A 15,161-nucleotide genomic window follows, 5' to 3' on the forward strand; every position below is an offset into this window, starting at 1 on the left:
GTCACCTCCTTCCTGCGCGGAGCACGCTGGTGAGCTGCTGCTGTCCGCGACGCACGCGCACGTCGATGAAGTCGGCGAGCGCGTCGTCCTTCGTGTGCACCTCGACGACGACGGGCTCCTCGGACCGCGCCGCGGCGGCCGACATGGCGTCCCACTGTCGGCCGGTCAGGACCGCCTCGGGCTGCCCGGTGCCGTTGTAGGTGGCACTGAGCCCCGGCATGAGCCAGCCGCCGGAGTCGTAGCCGCCGGGCCGGGCCATGCGTGCAGCCCACCCGGAGCCGTACCGCGACCTCGCGTAGCTGATGCCGGCGTAGATGTTGGCGTAGGGGTCATACGGGCCGCGCCCGCGGTACTTGCCCGCATAGGCGTTGAAGGTGGGGAGGATCGTCTGGATGAGCCCCATCGACGGCGTGCCCGCCTTGGCGTTGGAGTCCCACAGATTGATCGCGCGCGGGTTGCCGCCGGACTCCTTGCGGATCGTCTGCAAGATCGCCGTCAGGTTGTACGGGGAGAACACTCCCAGCTCGCGCAGGACGGCGCTTGCGACGCCCCGCCACTGCTCGACGCCCGCGGAGGGGTTGTACTTGATGTTCGGTACGGCGAGCTTGTCACCCTTCTCGCCGGCCCCGAGCAGCTTCTCGACCAAGCGCCGCATCCCGCCCTTGAGGAGGCCGGGAAAGCCTCCGCTGCCGGGGATCAGATCGATGACTGGGTTGACCAGGGACCGGACGCCGTTCTTGATGGCGCCGCCGAAGGTGTCGGCCAGCCACTTGGCGCCCTTCTTGAGCTTGTCCCAGGCGCCGGAAACGAACGACCCGATGCCGGAGAAGATGCCGCCGTCGGCGAAGCCGGGCAGGCCGAGGGCGCGCTGGACGCCGGAGACGCCCCCACCGCGGGCGGCGGCGTTCATGGTGTTGACGTAGCCGGGGCCGACCGCACGGGTCCACTCCGGGCGCATGATGGCCTCGCCGCCAGAGAGGGCGGCCAGGTGCACGTCGCGGCCCGGGGTGTAGCCGGGCATCACGCCGCCGGTGGCGAACTTGACGACGCCCAGCTCTTTGCCGCCGAACGCTCCGACGACGGTGTTCCACACCTTGCGGATGCCGTTGTTGTAAACGGTGTCGATGATGAACTGGACCGGTTTGCGGGTGATGTCCCGCAGCTTGTCCCAGGCCCGGCCGATGGCGTCCTTTGAAGCGGAGAACGCCTTCGCCACGGCCTGCACGGCCGTCTTGACCGCGTTGAACACCGGTCGGATGCCGTTCTGCCACACGAAGCCGACGACCGTCTTGATCCCGTTGAACACCGGCCGGACGACGTTGTCGTACAGCCACCGGAAGACAGCTCCGAGGGGCCGGCGATGTAGGCGCGGACCAGGCCGAAGATGACGCGGGTCGCGGCCCACCACGCAGCGACAACCGTCTTGATCCCGTTGAACACCGGCTTGGCGATGTTCTCGTACAGCCAGCGGGCCACCGCGCCTGCTGCCCGGAATGCCGCCGCCCACGCGGCGAACGTCGGCTTGATCACCGTGCTGTACAGCCACCGGGCGATCGACGCGATCGCGTTGAACACCGGCTTGATGGCGACGGTCCACAGGGCGCGTGCCACCGCGGAGACGACGTTGAAGGCGACGACCAGCGGCCCGAAGACGGCGACGGCAACGATGCCGAGCAGGATGCGCGCGGCGGCACCGATGAAGCGGAACGCCGGGCCGATCGCGTTGTTCCACAGCCACATCGCCACCTGCCCGACCACACGGGCCGCCGCGGCGATGCCGGTGAAGACGGGCCTCAGGACGTTGTTCCAGGCCCAGGAGGCCGCCGTCTGGATGCCCTGCCAGGCGGCCTGGACGACGTTGCGGAAGGTCTCGCTGTGCCGGTAGGCGAGGACCAGCGCGGTCCCCAGGGCGATGACGATGAGCACCACCCGCAGGACGGGGTTCAGCGCCATGACGCGGTTGAGGATGCCCTGGGCCACCGCCCAGCCGCGGGTCACGGCCGCCGCGGCCGTGACGTAGACGGCGTAGAGCTTGGCGGCGACCACGGTGGCGGCCAGCACGTTGACGAGCACCCGCATGACCGGCGTGGGGATGGCGGCCGTCAGCCGCGCGAAGACGGTGACCACCTGGAGCGTCACGCCGCCCAGCGGCGCGATCGCCTGAACCAGCGTCACCGCGGTTCTGGCCAGGCTCGCGAACAGCCCCAGCACCTGCGGCGCGGTGGCGCGCACATAGGCGATGAACTGCTGGAAGCCGCTGGAGGTGCGCAGTGTGGCGCCGAAGGCGGCGAAGCGGGCGGTGAGGCTTTCCAGACCGCCGGTCACCCCGCGCGACATGGGCGCGAAGGCGTTGAGGACGCCGGCGAAGCCGACCGCGATGTTGCGGAAGACGTTCAGGAACGAGGTCAGCGACGAGCCGGACAGGCGGCGCATGGTGGCGCCGAACTCGGCGAAAACGCGGCCGGCCTGCCCCTTGCCGAGAGTGTCGAGAAAGCCGGTGAAGGCGGCAGCGGTGCTCTTGACGAAGGGGGTGAGCTTGGGCAGGGCCGCGCGTAGCAGGTTGATGCCGCGGGTGAACAGCGGCATCGTCGTGCCGGACAGGGAGTCGGACCAGGCGGTGAAGTCCTTCTTCAGCCCGATGAAGGCCGTCGCCGTCTTGCGGGTCGCCGGCGGCATCGCCGCCAGGGCCTGCGTGTAGGCCTTCTGGGCTTCGGCCGCCTTCTTGCCGCCCTCGGCCTGCGCCTCCTGGGCCTTGGTGTACAGCTCGGAGGCTTCGGTGACCTTCGCAAGCTGCGGCTTGACGGCGGCGGCGAAGGCGCCCGCTCCGGCGCCGGCGGCGGCCACCGAGGAGGCCAGGGCGGCCCCGACGGTGGCGCCCATGGCGGCGATCGGGACGGCCGCTGTGGCCAGCACCTTGCCGAACTGGGCGGCGAATGCCTGGCCTGCGGCGGTGCCCTGCTCGCGCAGGGTGCGGTTCCAGTTGCCCTGGAACTCGGGGCGGATGGCGACGTATCCGCGCCCGACGAGAACGCCGCCGGTGGCCATGGCGCACCTCCCTGATCAGGTCGGTGCGCCTCCGAAGACGCTGGCGAGCTGCTGAGCCCCGGAGCCGTGGCGGCCTCCGAAGCGGATGGTGTTGCGGGGCTTGCGGGCGGTCACGCCGGGGCGCGGGATGGGGTCCGGTGGCTTCAGCCGGCGGGTGCGCTTGGGGTCGCCGTGCAGGCGCACCTGCGCGTAGGTGCCCTCGGCGACCCGGTCGGCGATGGTGGCCAGCAGCTGCCGGTCCGGGGTCCAGAACTCCTCTTCGGGGCTCCGGCCGGTAAGGACCCGCACGGTCGCGGCGTCCGGCGGCAGGTGCTCTACGAGAACGCGCAGGCGCCGCCAGGTCAGCGCGCCGCGCCACAGGTCCAGTACGTCGAGCTGGTAGTAGCGCAGCAGGTCGGCTTCGATGGCCTCCCCGTGCTCGCTCAGGAGCCGGAGGAGGCCGCGAATTCCCCGGGTCGACGCCGGAGCGCGCCATCCACTCCTCGGAGATCAGTTCCAGGTCGTCGATGGTGTACCCGGCGGCGACCATGTCCTTGACGGTGTCGGGGCCTGCAGCGATGCGCAGGATGCCGAGGGCGTCTTCCCTGTTGGCCACGCGTTCTTGCAGGTCCATCGGCAGCGTCTGGAACGGCGGCAGGGTGAACTCGACGCCCATGAGTTCGAAGGTGGTGGGCTCGCCGAGGGCCTCGCGGCGCTGCTTGGCCCGGGCGTCGAGGGAGACGACTTCACGCCCGGCCGGCTTGCTGGTTGCCATGGTGTTCTCCTTGCGGGTGGTAGCGGGTTTTTGGCCCGGCAGGCGCGACCCGCATGGCGCGCCCGCCGGGGGTATCAGGCGGCGGACCAGGACGGGTCGTTGGACAGCCAGGTGGCCAGCTCCGGGGCGCTGGTGGCGTAGGCGGAGACGGTCATGTTCAGGCCCACGGCCTCGGAGCGGGCCACGGTGATGGCGTCGCGGTCGGTGACCTCGCCGCGCGGGACGACCAGGCGGTTCTTGATGGCGCCGTCGGCCCATTCCAGGCCGAACGCCCACTCGGCGGGGCTGGGGGCGGCGGGAATGTCGAGCTTGTGGACGGTGCCGGAGACGTCCGTCATCGTGCTGCCCGGGAAGTAGAGGGTGACGGTGCGGGTCTTCAGCTCGATCGCGGTGAAGCCGAGCGTCATGTCGACGCTGGTCAGCACCTTCCGGACGGGGCTCAGCGACTGCCAGGCCGTGATGTCCTCGGTGTCGGTGGAGTACTCCATCTCGACGCCGTCGTCGGACATGTAGCCCAGGTCGGCCCACCCGGGACCCCATGCGGTGTCCAGGTCGGTGGGGGCGGTGGTGCCCTTGGGGGCCAGGTAGATGGTGCCGGTGAGCCCGACCCTGACGTTGTCGGCGTTGAGCGCCACGTGCGCCTCCAGGCATGGCGAGGACCCGCGCGGCGCTCGCCGGCGGGTGTAGGGGCAAAGGGGTGCGGGTTGGGTGTCAGGCGGGGCGGATACGGGCCTGCATGACCAGCACGTACCGCGGGATCGGGTCGGTGTCCTCGCCGGGCTGGTAGGGCAGCCAGATGAGGCTGATGTCGCGCACGCCGTAGATGCGGGCGCCGGGCTGAACGCTGCCCTCGGCCCCGTAGAGCAGGGCGCGGACCTGCTGCGCCAGGTCCTGGGCCTGCTTCTTGGCCGCAGCCAGGATGTCGATGTCGAAGGAGACGTCCTCGGTCACGCCGCGCTGCACGATGGCGCCTCCGCCGCGGGTGACCGCCACCACCGGCAGGTGCGCGGCCAGATCGTCGGGCCACTCGGTGCCCACCGAGCTGACCGGCAGGCCGGTGCGCAGCAGCGTGGTGACGACCAGCTCGGCGTCGGGGAAGGCGGCCGGGATGCTCATCGGTCCTTGCGCGGGCGTTCCGCAGGCGCCTGCGGGCCCGCATCCGCGCGGACAGGGGGCGGGGCATCGTGGACGGCGGCGATACGGCCGTCGCGGGCCAGGCCGGCCAGTTCCTCGTCGGTGACGTCGATGGTGTCACCGGGGGCAGCGTCGCCGTGCCAGTGGGCGAGGGTGATGCGGGGCATCATCTGCTCCTCAGCGATTCCAGGGCGCGGCCGAGGGTGCGCCATTTCGGGGAGTGTCCGTGCTGCGGCCGGGCGCCCCGGCGCCGGGGCCGGCCGCTGCGGGTGACGCCGGAGCCGAATTCCACCTGCAGTGACCAGGGGGCTCGCGCGCCGAACTCCGCCCGCCAGCCGTTGGGACGCAAGCTGGCCGCCGAGTAGATGCTGGCCCGGTACTCGCCGTGCCGGGAGACGCCGGGCGCCCAGGTGGGGCCGGAGTAGGTCGGCGCGCGCACGCGTGCGGCGTTCGCGCCGCGCTGTGCGGCGTCGAACAGGACGTCGTACATCTCGTCGCTGCGGGCGAACTGGCGGTACATGTCGGGGTTGGGCTCGAAGCGCGATCCGCGTGCGGCCATCAGTCCACCTCTTTCAGGTCGGCCTCGATGTGGTGGACTCCGCCGCCCGGCGCCGGCCAGCGCGCCACCTTGCCCGTCACCTGCAGCGTCATCCCGCCGGTTTCGACGCGGTCGCTCTCGCGCAGGTCCAGGTCCATGCCGCGGGGCGTGTACAGGCGCCAGCCGGTCACGGTGACCTGCCGGTCGTCGGTGTCCTCGCTGCTGCCGCCCTGAGGCTGGACGTTGACGCCGGTCACGGTGGTGCGGGCGGCGTCGGCCCAGTCGGGTTTGTGGTTGCCGTACTCGTCGGTGTCGGCGGCGGGCCGCACGATGACCACGCTCTGGGTGAACAGCATCAGGCGGGCCTGACCCGCACGGTCCCGGCGGTGCGCCGGTAGCGGTCCAGGACTCGCATCTCGGTGCGCGAGAGCAGCACGCCCAGCGCCTCGCCGGTGGTGGGGATCAGGTAGGTGACCGCTTCGCCGCCCACGGTCTCCGAGCGCAACTGCGAGGGGTTGACCATGACCCGGTTGGCGGCCTGCATCGCGATCGCCGTGACGTCGCCGGGCACCGGGTCCCAGCCGTGGGTGTACGTCACCGTCACCCGCGGCGGCTGGTGGGCCGCCGGCGGATGATCCCAGGTCCACGCCCGCACCAGCAGGTCGCTACCGTCCAGCCACCAGTTTGAGGTGGCAGTGCCGTTGACAACGACCGTGGCGACTTCCTCGACGGGCCGCTGCGGAAGGGTCACCACGCCGGCGCAGCGGTGCCGCAGCGGGTCCGGGCGGCGCATCGTGAAGGTGCCGGTGGTCGTCGCGCGGGTGATGTCCTGACGCAGGTAGCCGCGGATGACGCTGGACGCCTGGTCCAGCAGGGCCTGCGCCTGCGCCTCCTGAGCGGGGGTGAAGGTGCGGCCGAGCAGCGCGGCGAGGTCGGCCGCCGTCGCCAGCGGGGGAGGGGCACGGCGGCCTCCTCTCGTCAGCCGTGCGAGGCCGCGCGGGCCGCCTTGGCGGTGGCCCCGTCGGTCTCCGGTGTCGGCTTGCCCGCCGCCTGCCCGGCGAAGGTGTAGTGCGCGTTCGGTGTCGGGTCGACCTCAGTGCCGAGAAAGCCCTGGTCCTCGGCGGTATCGGTGCGGCGCTGGATCTCCTGGGCCACCCCGTCATCCGGTGTCGCCTGCTTGCCGCTCTTGGGCGTCTGCGAAGCCATGGAGTACTCCTCAGTTCCGGGAGACGGTGATGCGGACCAGGCCGCCGGGGTCGGTGATGCCGGTGCCGATGTGCACGGATCGCCACTGCAGGGTGTCGCCGGCGGCGAGGGCGAGGTTCGCGGCCGTGCCCGACAGCGGGATGACGCGTTCGTTGTTGGCGGCGGCCGTGACGCCGTTGTCGAAGTTGAGGGTGGCGACGGCCGTGCTGCCGCTGCCTGCCTGCCCCTTGTTGACCAGGGACACGGTGCGGTTGTTGGTCGCGGCGCCGGTGATGGCGGCCTCGGGGACGTACTCGACGGCGGTGACGGTGCAGGCGAACGGCGCCTGGGCCAGCACGGTGTCGTCGTCGTTACCGGCGGTCGACACGGGCGGGACGTCCGCCTCGATGACCTTGACGAAGGGGGCGGTGTCAGCCATGACGGTCTCCTTACGCGCCGGCGGTCTTGATGAGGCCGGCCGGGTAGCGGTCGGCTTCGGTGGGCCGCTCGTTGTTGATGGGGTTGGAGACCTGCCAGGCGACCCGGAAGGTGAGGCGCACGGCGGTCATGTCCTGCTGCGCCAGGTTGAAGATCACGTTGCCGCTGTTGTCGAACAGCGTCGCCTCGGTGAGGATCTTCATGGTGATGTCCTGGCGGACGCCGACGATGAACTGCGACCAGTCGCCGCCGAACAGGTCGACGCCGTCGACGCCGGCGCCGCCCGCCGCGGGCCACATGCCCTTCATCGGGTACACGATCGGCTTGCCGTCGAGCAGGTCCAGGGCGCCGGAGGTGCGGCCGTCGTCCAGCTTGCGGCCCTGCGAGTCGCGGGCCGAGCGCAGCTTGCCGCGGGCGGCGTTGGCCGCGGCGAACCCGGTGATCTCGTAGCCGTCGGATTCCACCGCGGCGTACAGCTTGTCGATGTCGCCGAAGTAGCCGCCCTGGTTCGCTGCGGTGCCCGCGCTGACGCTGTTGCCCGCGGAGGTGGCGGCGGTCAGAACGTTTACCGGCCACGAGGAAGGGGCGTTGGTGCCGAAGAACACCGCGGCGTCCAGGGTGCGGCCGAACGCCTCGGTCAGCAGCGGCATCGCCTCGTCCCAGATGTTCGCCTCGACGTCGGCGAGGACGTTGTCCGGCACCGGCATGATCGCCGCGATCTCCTCGACGTTCATGTACTTGTTCGCCCAGTTGACCTCGGTGGTCTGCTTCAGGCCGGTGTCCCCCGAGACGAAGTACGCCACCGGCAGCGCCGACAGCACGGGGAAGCGGACCTGGGCGCGCTGCACCGGCACCCGGCGGAACAGGGACAGGACCGCGGAGCGGTCCGTGGCCTTGCCCAGCATCTCGGTGGAGACCTCTTCCGGGATGAGCGCCGCGGCGTCCGTCCTGGAGGTCACGTTGTCATAGGCCATGCTCCGGCCCCTTCTCGGTCATGCCGGCCGGAACCTGCCGTGCCGGAGGTGGTCAGCCGAGGCCCGCCGCGCGGCGGATCACGGCGTTCATGTCGTTGGTCTTCGGCGCCTGCTTGCGCACGCCGCCGTCGAAGCTGGGACTGTGGCGCCGCTGCTGCTCGGCCAGTTCTTTCACGAGCGTCTCCGCGTCGGCCTCCAGCTCTTCCCGGGTGGAGCCCTGCAGGCGTCCGGCCCAGCCGGGCGGGAGCTTCTTGCGGGCGGCGACCTCGAAGCGCAGCAGCTTCCTGTTGGCCTTCTCCGCCTCCGCTTCGGCGGTCTGGGCCCGCTCGGCGAGCTTTTGCGCCTCGCTCTTGTCGCGGTCCTCGAACGCCTTCAGCTTCAGCCGCAGCGACTCGGCTTCCTTGTTGGCCTTGCGCAGCGCGCGCTCGACCTCCGGAGGGACCGTCTGCCCCTGTGTCTCCTTCGGCTGCTCGCTGGCGCGGGGGTCCGTGCCCTCGGTGCCGTCCGTCTCGGACGTTTCCTCGGCCCGGTCGGTGGTGCTGTTCTCGTCAGCCATCACGGCTGCCTTCCTGCTCGCCCCGCCCTCGCGGCGGGGAAGTGTGCGGGCTACACCAGGTAGCCGTAGCGCCGCAGCAGGCGAAGCTGCTCGGCGCGGCCCTCGGCCCGGCGGAAGATTTCCTCCGGCGTCAGGCGGGACTGCGTGGTGCGTGCGTACCGCTCGCCCGGGATGCGGGCCGTGCCGCCCCCGGTCCGGCGCACCCGGCGCCCGTACAGGCCCCGGCGGGTGGTGCCCTCCGACGTCGTGGCCGCGTCCGGGCGGGACATGCCGCGGCGTGCGTTGACGACCTGTCCGAGGTCCGCGCCCTCACCGACGGCCCGGGACCCGGCCACGGTGAACGTCCGCCGCCGTTCGGCCTCGCTCATCGCCTCGTACAGGTCGCGGGGAGACTGGACGCCCGCCCATTCCTTCTCCCGCAGCGGCACCGTCTGGCAGTCGCACCGCGGGTGGCGCAGGAATCCTTCCGAGTAGGCGTACTGCTGGCCGGCCAGCACGATGCACCGCGAGCACGCAGGCAGGTTCACGACCCGCGTGTAGGCGACGACCTGCGGGTCGGCGGCCATCGCCACCTGCGCGGAGGAGCGGGCCGTATCGGCAACGGTGGTCGTGGCGTACATCGCCATGTCGGCCAGGCCGCCGAGCATCGCCTCCTGCGCCGGCATCCCGGCTGCAAGACGCTGGCGTACCCCGATCGCAGGCACGAACAGCAGTGTCTCCAGCGAGCCCCCGCCCGGCGCGAAGCCCGCGAAGGCCGCCGCCGTCAGCGCCGCCTCCGCCACCCCAGCCCCGCCCTGGGCGGCCATCGAGGCCGCCACGAACGCCTGCGCGCCTTGGGCGACGGAGATCTGCCCGGCGACGACCGCGGCAAGGATGGCTGCCCCGGCCTCGCCTTCGAGGTCTTCCGCGATGGTGGCCGCCGACAGGCGGCGCCAGATCCGCTGAATGAGGGCCACCAGGGCGCGTTCGGTGCGGGCCACCTGCCGGTAGCGGCCCGCCGCGAGGTCAGCCGCCGTCGCCATCATCGGCCCCCGTGCCCGGCTTGGGCCCGTACATCGCGGCCAGGTCCCCGTCCATCACGCGGGCCGCTGCCTGCTCCCGCAGCTCCCGCCATTGGGCGATCTCCGTCTGGGAGGCACCCCACCGCTCCCACAAAGCCTCGTGCGGCACCCCGAGCGTGCTCATTTTCACCAGAGCGTCGACGAGTTCGCCCTCGGTGCGGAACTCCGGGTTGTGCCAGATCACCTCGGTCCGGGCCAGGTCCCGGGTATCGCCCGCGGCCCTGAGATACAGGCGCACCACGTCCTCCAGGCCCTCGCCCAGCGGCCGGCAGCGCTGGCGCACCTTGGCCACCAGGCCGGACTCGGTGGCCTTGAGCGTCTCGCCGTTGACGTTGGAGAGCTTGCCCAGCAGGTATTGCGCGGGCGTTCGGGTGCGCGCGGCCATGTGCTGCACGTCCGCCTCGATCGACTCCAGATACGGGCCCAGGTCGGTCGCCGAGAACTCCCCGATCTTGACGTTCTCGTCCTCGATCACCCACAGCCGGTCCACGGCCGCCTTGAACGGCTCGATCGGCTGGCCGTCCTCGTCGACGGGCACCTCGTAGCCGGTCATCCACCGCTGCCGGAAGGCGCTGTACTCCTGCGCCATCAGCCGGTCGATGAGCGTCTTGTTGATGCGGTCCTGGACGTCGAGAACATCCTCGATCTCCGAGTGCGGGTTGCCCAGCAGGTCCGGGTGGTTCTGCACCTCGACCAGCGGCACCTCGCGCAGGTCGTTCGGCGCCGGCCACGCCTCGCCCGCGACCTCCCGCTGCACCCACCGCGGCGTGCCGCCCAGCCCCTTCTTCGGCTCGGGCGCCCGGTACTTGTACAGGCCGTCCGGCAGATACAGCGTGGCCATCAGATCGCCGGTCCAGTCGTCCGTCCACGCCTTCAGCCCGGCCGCCCGGACATAGAGGCTGCCGGGCTCGTAGGCGACGATCGCCTGGGAAGCGTCCTCGGCCGTCACTAGGGGCGTCGCGGCATCCGCCGGGTTGGGAGCGACCAGCGCGAAGCTGCGCCCCACCTTCACGGCTTCAGCGATCAGCAGGTCCGAGTTGACGTCCATCCGGTTCGCCTGCCAGATCCGCCACGCCTCCTCATCGCCCACCTCGGCATCCCCCAGCCGGAAGCCGTCGACCTGGATGCGCTCGGCGGTGGCGTCCACCACCAGGCCGACATAGTTCGAGCGGGCCTGCTTGAGCAGCCGCTGGAAGGCGGGCCTGGCCTTCTCGGTGATCATCGGAAGGGGATGGTCGCCCGAGTAGTACGTGCGCATCACGTCCACGTACTTCCGGCGGTCCTCCAGCTGCGCCCACAGCCGCTCCAGCCACCACTCCGGGGATCCCACGGGATGTCGCTGCGCCACCCGGCACCCCCGTCAGAATCCGACCGCCACCCGGGACTTCTTCTTCGGCCGCCGCAGGAAGCCGTCCAGCGCCATCACCGTGGCCGCGACCCCGTCGATCCGCGCCTGCGACTTCTTGCGGTCCGGCTTGGTGGGCCGGTAGTTGTCGTTGCCGTCCGCGATCGTCTCCACGCAGCCGGCCATCCACCGCAGCACCGGATGCCCGCCATGCCGCACCGCGTCCTCCAGCAGCAGCCGGTCCATCTCCTTGCACGCCGGCGACAGCCCCAGGAACGTCTGGCTGATCGGCGCCACCTTCACGCCCCGCCGGGTCTCGCGGTCCACGTTCTGCACCAGCTGGCCGGCGAACATCCGGTCGTAGCCGATCCACTGCAGATCGAAGGTCTTGCAGTCCTCCAGGACGCGGCGCTCGATCGTGTCGTAGTCGACCGCGTCGCCCTCGGTCAGCTCCAGAAAGCCCTCGCGGGCCCACTGCGCCAGCGGCACCTGGAGGTGACGCTGCAGGTCCTCCATCCGTTCACTGGGGAGCCAGAACCGCGGCACCAGCTCCACCTCGACGCCCGGCTGCTTGGACTCCACGGCCAGCACCCACGCCGACAGGTCGCTCACCGCGGACAGGTCCAGGCCGCCCCACGCCCGGCGCCCCTTCAAAGCGCCTGTGTCGACCATGCCCGCGACGGCGTCCCACTTGCGCACATCGATCCACCGCGTGGACGCCTTCTCGCGGACGTTCAGGCTGAGGCGCAGAAACGTCGGGAAGTACGAGGGCGTGGCACGGGCCTTGTTCGCCTCACGCCGCAGGTAGGCCAGCGTCGGACTGGTGCCGAGACCGGGGTTGGCCTTGCGCCACGTCGCCTCGTCGAACGGGTCGTCGCTCTCGTCGGCCGCCCAGATGACGCCGTAGTGCGCCGGGTCCTCGACGACGCCCTCGGCGACCTTGCGGGTGTAGGCGTGCTTCTCGTCGTAGATCGAGCCCTCTTGCGCATCGTCCGCCGTCGTGATGAACACGATCAGCGGCTGGTCGCGGGCGCCCGTCCCTGTCTCGATCGCGTCGATCAGATCCCGGCTCTTGTGCACGTGAACCTCATCGATCACCGCGCCGGACACGTTCAGACCGTGCGCCGTCTCCGCTATCCGCGACAGGGCCCGGAAGACGCCGCCCGTGCGCGGCACCCGGATCACCGAGGTGAGCACCTCGGCCCGGCCCCTGACCGCCTTCGACGTCTGCGCCATCCGCTTCGCGTCGTCAAAGACCCGCTTGGCCTGCTCCAGCGACCCGGCCGCCGCATACACCTCGGCACCCGTTTCCCGGTCCGCCAGCAGCAGCGCCAGCCCGATCCCGGACGACAGCGTCGACTTGCCGTTCTTCCGGGGCACCTCGATCCACACCGCCCGCACGACCCGGACCGGATACCCCAGCTCCGGGTCGTGCCACAGCCAGCCGAACACCGGGGCGATCACCCACAGGAACTGCCACCCGGCCAGCTTCAGCGGCGTACCGCCCCAGCGGCCCTTCGTGTGCCGGAACGACTCGATGGCCCGCTGCGCCCGCCGCGCCGCCGCCACATCGAACCAGGCCCCGGGCTGGTCCGGCATCCGAAACGCCGACACCAACGGCCGCGACGCCAGCGCCTCGGAGATCTCCTCGTCCGACATGCCCAGCTCGCGAAGAGCCGCCCGCGGAACCGGCAGCCCCTCCTCGCGGTCCCGGGCCGAGAGCCTCTCAGTCGAAGGGGTCGTCCTCGTCGCCATCGCCGCCACCCTCCGGCGGCGTCAGCCGGCCGCGAGCCGACGGCGACAGCCCGAGTTCCCCGATGTACGCCTTCAACTGAGTCCGGTACTGGGTCGCGATCGTCGTCAACGGGTTGCGGCACGGGCCGCGCTGCCCCATCGTGACCAGCCCCTCGATGGACAACTGGCGCTCACACCACTCCAGACGGGCGACACACACGCAGTAGTCGACCGCCGTCGACCGGTCCACCGACGTCAGCCCGGCCATCAACTGCAAAACCGGGACGACCCGGCCCCACTCCCGCCCGGCCACCTCGCGGCCGAACTTGGCGGCCTCGGAAGCCAGCTTCACCCGCTGCCAGGCCTCGACCTCACGCCGGTACTCCTTCAGCTCCTCGTCATCCGCACCCCTAGGGGCCCGGGGCTTGGCCGGAACGCGGACGTCGGGGAAGAAGTGAGCCCAGTCCGGCTCAACCAGCTCAGCCGGCGGCAGCTTGACGCCCTCACGGACCGGCCGCTTGCCGGGGTTGCCTTCGCGGACGACCTGCAGCGGGGGTTTCGGCTTGCGTCCAGGCACGGACACGCTTGATCACCCCCAGGATCAAAAGATCATGATCCGCGGCGCCAGGAATTTCCCTCCCCCGCGGTCCGGGTCGGGATGATCAAGGGGGTCACCCCCAGGTCTCGGCCCGAAAATCCTTGATTATTTTCAGGAATTCGCTGCTTCGTTCGCCTCGAAATGCGCCGTCCCGAGCCCCGATTTCGCCGCCCCGTCGCACTGATCACTGTTTCGCGTGCCAGCCTCCGGGCTGGTGCCGGGCGGTCTCCTTGCCGTGGCACGGCTTGCACAGTCCTCGCCCGTACTGCGGGTCATCGGCGTCGAGTCCTTGAGCTTCGAGCTGTCGACGTGATCGCGGCCAGTGGTCTGCCTCGGTGGCCGGGGCCTGCCTGCACAGCACGCACACGGGCTGGGCATCCAGCACGCCACGCCTGAAGCGCCGCTCATGCCTGATCGTGTAGCCGCGCTGCCGCGCTCCCCCTCGCGCACGCGTGTCCTGCCCATGTTCGGGACAGGGCTTGGTGTTCTCGCAGCCCGGACGTGAGCACGGGGGCTTGAGGCGTGAAGGCATCGCGTCACCCCCTCGCCCTCTGCGGGCCGCCCCTCACGGCCCTTCGACGCCGTTGTCGGAGATGAGGGTCAGCGCTCCGTGGAGGAGCCCGAGTTGCCCTACCCAGTCCAGCGTCTCGGACTTGCCGATGGAGATGGCCACGCCTCCGTCGGGCTGTACGGCTTTGATCAGCACGAGCGCGTCGGTGGGCATGTCGTCGGCCTCCAGATCCGCCGTCACGCCGAGATTGTCGAGCAGTTGCCCGATCTTCTGGTCAGCCATGGCGCGCCCCCTGTCATCCGCCGCTCACGGCAGTTCGACGGTGTCCGGCGTGACCATCAGGGCGCGCGCTCCGACGTTCTTCGCGAAACGCTCCCAGCTCACGTTGAGCACGCCGTTCACGTCGGGTACCGAACTGCACTGGTCAACGATCACGGCGAACGGCGTCTCGTCATCGCTGCCTTCGCGGTAGATGGTGGGCAGTTCGAGGATCTGGATGCGGGCCATGTGGGCTTCCCCAGTTCGGTGCGGATCAGACCCGCACGGCGTTGATGGTGAGTTCGGCGTGGGTCACGTCGAAGGCAAGGCCGGTGCCGTAGTCGTTGGCGTCGAACGGCCCGAACACCTGCGTTTCGCCTGCGGGGATCGCCTCGACGCGGGTGGGTGCGGTGAGGCCGTCGATGGAGCGGGCGGTCAGGAAGGTGATGTTCCTGCTGCTGGCTCCGGTGTTCTTCACGATGAGGATCACGCGGCCGTCGTTCTGTACGGAGTGCCCGTTGGTGGCGTCGCCTGTGGTGGGTGCCGGGAGGACGGTGCCGGCCCGGGTGGCCTGGGTGGGGGTGATGGCGGTGCGGGCCATGACGGGCTCCTCGGTAGACGGTGAGCCGTCCGGCTCGGTATGCGGGGCGCGGCCGCGGCCGCTGGGGGTGCCTGCTGCCCGGCGGGCCGCCGTGGTGCCGGGCAGCAGGCGGGGCCCGACCTGGGGGACGTCGGGCCCGGTCGGGGGTCAGGCGGCGCGGGGTGCGCGCTGGGGTGTGGGCCGGTAGGTGGCGGCGAGGGCGCGTATTTCGGGGAGGGCGTACATGGTGCGTGCTGCGTGGCCGAGTCCGGTGGGCCGGCCGTCGCCCTGGAAGCGCTGGATGCGGCCCCGCGAGGCCCATTTGCGGATGACCGCCTGCGGTACGCCGGTGAGGCGTTCGGCGTCGTGGGCGTAGACGAGGTCGTCGGGGAACAGGTCGTGGGGCCGCACGGCACCTCCCCGGCATGCAGAAAGCCCCCGACATGGCCG

At 71.0% G+C, this 15,161-nt stretch carries 21 protein-coding genes; all 21 read right to left on the minus strand.

The window, feature by feature from the left end; translation table 11 throughout:
- Position 1 precedes the first annotated feature (1 nt).
- The 21 genes from ACEXOX_RS06035 to ACEXOX_RS06135 all read right to left on the minus strand — a co-directional run bounded on the left by ACEXOX_RS06035 (position 2) and on the right by ACEXOX_RS06135 (position 15,122).
- The gene (locus ACEXOX_RS06035) at positions 2 to 1,021 is read right to left on the minus strand and encodes a transglycosylase SLT domain-containing protein (RefSeq protein WP_406526249.1); all 1,020 of its coding nucleotides are present in this window, start codon (positions 1,019 to 1,021) and stop codon (positions 2 to 4) included.
- The gene (locus ACEXOX_RS06040; RefSeq protein WP_406519407.1) at positions 1,021 to 3,045 is read right to left on the minus strand and encodes a hypothetical protein; all 2,025 of its coding nucleotides are present in this window, start codon (positions 3,043 to 3,045) and stop codon (positions 1,021 to 1,023) included. Before ACEXOX_RS06040 ends, ACEXOX_RS06035 begins: the two co-directional genes overlap by 1 nt.
- A 15-nt stretch (positions 3,046 to 3,060) precedes the next feature.
- Positions 3,061 to 3,333, minus strand: coding sequence for a hypothetical protein (locus tag ACEXOX_RS06045; RefSeq protein ID WP_406519408.1), 273 nt, complete (start codon positions 3,331 to 3,333; stop codon positions 3,061 to 3,063).
- 540 nt (positions 3,334 to 3,873) lie between these two features.
- Complete coding sequence (locus tag ACEXOX_RS06050; RefSeq protein WP_406519409.1) at positions 3,874 to 4,434, minus strand: hypothetical protein; 561 nt, start codon at positions 4,432 to 4,434, stop codon at positions 3,874 to 3,876.
- A gap of 76 nt (positions 4,435 to 4,510) precedes the next feature.
- Entirely contained in the window at positions 4,511 to 4,915 is a 405-nt protein-coding gene (locus ACEXOX_RS06055) for a hypothetical protein (RefSeq protein ID WP_406519410.1), read from the minus strand.
- On the minus strand, positions 4,912 to 5,103 hold the full coding sequence (locus ACEXOX_RS06060) for a hypothetical protein (RefSeq protein WP_406519411.1): 192 nt from the start codon (positions 5,101 to 5,103) through the stop codon (positions 4,912 to 4,914). Before ACEXOX_RS06060 ends, ACEXOX_RS06055 begins: the two co-directional genes overlap by 4 nt.
- The gene (locus ACEXOX_RS06065; protein ID WP_406519412.1) at positions 5,100 to 5,492 is read right to left on the minus strand and encodes a hypothetical protein; all 393 of its coding nucleotides are present in this window, start codon (positions 5,490 to 5,492) and stop codon (positions 5,100 to 5,102) included. Before ACEXOX_RS06065 ends, ACEXOX_RS06060 begins: the two co-directional genes overlap by 4 nt.
- Entirely contained in the window at positions 5,492 to 5,827 is a 336-nt protein-coding gene (locus tag ACEXOX_RS06070) for a hypothetical protein (RefSeq protein WP_406519413.1), read from the minus strand. The genes ACEXOX_RS06065 and ACEXOX_RS06070 overlap by 1 nt, the downstream gene beginning before the upstream one ends.
- Entirely contained in the window at positions 5,827 to 6,264 is a 438-nt protein-coding gene (locus ACEXOX_RS06075) for a hypothetical protein (RefSeq protein ID WP_406519414.1), read from the minus strand. The genes ACEXOX_RS06070 and ACEXOX_RS06075 overlap by 1 nt, the downstream gene beginning before the upstream one ends.
- A gap of 185 nt (positions 6,265 to 6,449) precedes the next feature.
- Positions 6,450 to 6,677 (minus strand): hypothetical protein, encoded by a 228-nt coding sequence (locus ACEXOX_RS06080; RefSeq protein ID WP_406519415.1) that lies wholly within the window; start codon positions 6,675 to 6,677, stop codon positions 6,450 to 6,452.
- A 10-nt stretch (positions 6,678 to 6,687) separates the two neighbouring features.
- Positions 6,688 to 7,095 (minus strand): hypothetical protein, encoded by a 408-nt coding sequence (locus tag ACEXOX_RS06085; RefSeq protein WP_406519416.1) that lies wholly within the window; start codon positions 7,093 to 7,095, stop codon positions 6,688 to 6,690.
- A 10-nt stretch (positions 7,096 to 7,105) separates the two neighbouring features.
- The gene (locus ACEXOX_RS06090) at positions 7,106 to 8,068 is read right to left on the minus strand and encodes a phage major capsid protein (RefSeq protein ID WP_406519417.1); all 963 of its coding nucleotides are present in this window, start codon (positions 8,066 to 8,068) and stop codon (positions 7,106 to 7,108) included.
- Between the two features lie 52 nt (positions 8,069 to 8,120).
- Positions 8,121 to 8,624, minus strand: a complete 504-nt coding sequence (locus tag ACEXOX_RS06095) for a hypothetical protein (RefSeq protein ID WP_406519418.1) — start codon at positions 8,622 to 8,624, stop codon at positions 8,121 to 8,123.
- A gap of 50 nt (positions 8,625 to 8,674) precedes the next feature.
- Positions 8,675 to 9,649 (minus strand): hypothetical protein, encoded by a 975-nt coding sequence (locus ACEXOX_RS06100; protein ID WP_406519419.1) that lies wholly within the window; start codon positions 9,647 to 9,649, stop codon positions 8,675 to 8,677.
- Positions 9,630 to 11,015, minus strand: coding sequence for a phage portal protein (locus ACEXOX_RS06105; protein WP_406519420.1), 1,386 nt, complete (start codon positions 11,013 to 11,015; stop codon positions 9,630 to 9,632). The genes ACEXOX_RS06100 and ACEXOX_RS06105 overlap by 20 nt, the downstream gene beginning before the upstream one ends.
- Before the next feature lie 30 nt (positions 11,016 to 11,045).
- Positions 11,046 to 12,785 (minus strand): terminase large subunit, encoded by a 1,740-nt coding sequence (locus ACEXOX_RS06110; RefSeq protein WP_406519421.1) that lies wholly within the window; start codon positions 12,783 to 12,785, stop codon positions 11,046 to 11,048.
- Positions 12,757 to 13,347, minus strand: coding sequence for a P27 family phage terminase small subunit (locus ACEXOX_RS06115; RefSeq protein ID WP_406519422.1), 591 nt, complete (start codon positions 13,345 to 13,347; stop codon positions 12,757 to 12,759). Before ACEXOX_RS06115 ends, ACEXOX_RS06110 begins: the two co-directional genes overlap by 29 nt.
- Positions 13,348 to 13,927: 580 nt before the next feature.
- Entirely contained in the window at positions 13,928 to 14,155 is a 228-nt protein-coding gene (locus ACEXOX_RS06120; protein ID WP_406519423.1) for a hypothetical protein, read from the minus strand.
- A 24-nt stretch (positions 14,156 to 14,179) separates the two neighbouring features.
- Complete coding sequence (locus ACEXOX_RS06125; RefSeq protein WP_406519424.1) at positions 14,180 to 14,380, minus strand: hypothetical protein; 201 nt, start codon at positions 14,378 to 14,380, stop codon at positions 14,180 to 14,182.
- Positions 14,381 to 14,405: 25 nt separating this feature from the next.
- Positions 14,406 to 14,732, minus strand: coding sequence for a hypothetical protein (locus ACEXOX_RS06130; protein WP_406519425.1), 327 nt, complete (start codon positions 14,730 to 14,732; stop codon positions 14,406 to 14,408).
- A 147-nt stretch (positions 14,733 to 14,879) separates the two neighbouring features.
- The gene (locus ACEXOX_RS06135; protein WP_406519426.1) at positions 14,880 to 15,122 is read right to left on the minus strand and encodes a hypothetical protein; all 243 of its coding nucleotides are present in this window, start codon (positions 15,120 to 15,122) and stop codon (positions 14,880 to 14,882) included.
- Between the last annotated feature and the right edge of the window lie 39 nt (positions 15,123 to 15,161).

The organism is Streptomyces sp. Ac-502, assembly GCF_045222935.1.
GTDB lineage: Bacteria > Actinomycetota > Actinomycetes > Streptomycetales > Streptomycetaceae > Streptomyces > Streptomyces monomycini.

Coding starts and splice junctions, on each gene's coding strand:
- ACEXOX_RS06110 (WP_406519421.1), bottom strand. CDS start 12,785: ATGGCGACGAGGACGACCCCTTCGACTGAGAGGCTCTCGGCCCGGGAC.
- ACEXOX_RS06075 (WP_406519414.1), bottom strand. CDS start 6,264: ATGCGCCGCCCGGACCCGCTGCGGCACCGCTGCGCCGGCGTGGTGACC.
- ACEXOX_RS06100 (WP_406519419.1), bottom strand. CDS start 9,649: ATGATGGCGACGGCGGCTGACCTCGCGGCGGGCCGCTACCGGCAGGTG.
- ACEXOX_RS06035 (WP_406526249.1), bottom strand. CDS start 1,021: ATGCCCGGCTACACCCCGGGCCGCGACGTGCACCTGGCCGCCCTCTCT.
- ACEXOX_RS06120 (WP_406519423.1), bottom strand. CDS start 14,155: ATGGCTGACCAGAAGATCGGGCAACTGCTCGACAATCTCGGCGTGACG.
- ACEXOX_RS06090 (WP_406519417.1), bottom strand. CDS start 8,068: ATGGCCTATGACAACGTGACCTCCAGGACGGACGCCGCGGCGCTCATC.
- ACEXOX_RS06070 (WP_406519413.1), bottom strand. CDS start 5,827: ATGCTGTTCACCCAGAGCGTGGTCATCGTGCGGCCCGCCGCCGACACC.
- ACEXOX_RS06040 (WP_406519407.1), bottom strand. CDS start 3,045: ATGGCCACCGGCGGCGTTCTCGTCGGGCGCGGATACGTCGCCATCCGC.
- ACEXOX_RS06125 (WP_406519424.1), bottom strand. CDS start 14,380: ATGGCCCGCATCCAGATCCTCGAACTGCCCACCATCTACCGCGAAGGC.
- ACEXOX_RS06085 (WP_406519416.1), bottom strand. CDS start 7,095: ATGGCTGACACCGCCCCCTTCGTCAAGGTCATCGAGGCGGACGTCCCG.
- ACEXOX_RS06060 (WP_406519411.1), bottom strand. CDS start 5,103: ATGATGCCCCGCATCACCCTCGCCCACTGGCACGGCGACGCTGCCCCC.
- ACEXOX_RS06055 (WP_406519410.1), bottom strand. CDS start 4,915: ATGAGCATCCCGGCCGCCTTCCCCGACGCCGAGCTGGTCGTCACCACG.
- ACEXOX_RS06095 (WP_406519418.1), bottom strand. CDS start 8,624: ATGGCTGACGAGAACAGCACCACCGACCGGGCCGAGGAAACGTCCGAG.
- ACEXOX_RS06080 (WP_406519415.1), bottom strand. CDS start 6,677: ATGGCTTCGCAGACGCCCAAGAGCGGCAAGCAGGCGACACCGGATGAC.
- ACEXOX_RS06065 (WP_406519412.1), bottom strand. CDS start 5,492: ATGGCCGCACGCGGATCGCGCTTCGAGCCCAACCCCGACATGTACCGC.
- ACEXOX_RS06130 (WP_406519425.1), bottom strand. CDS start 14,732: ATGGCCCGCACCGCCATCACCCCCACCCAGGCCACCCGGGCCGGCACC.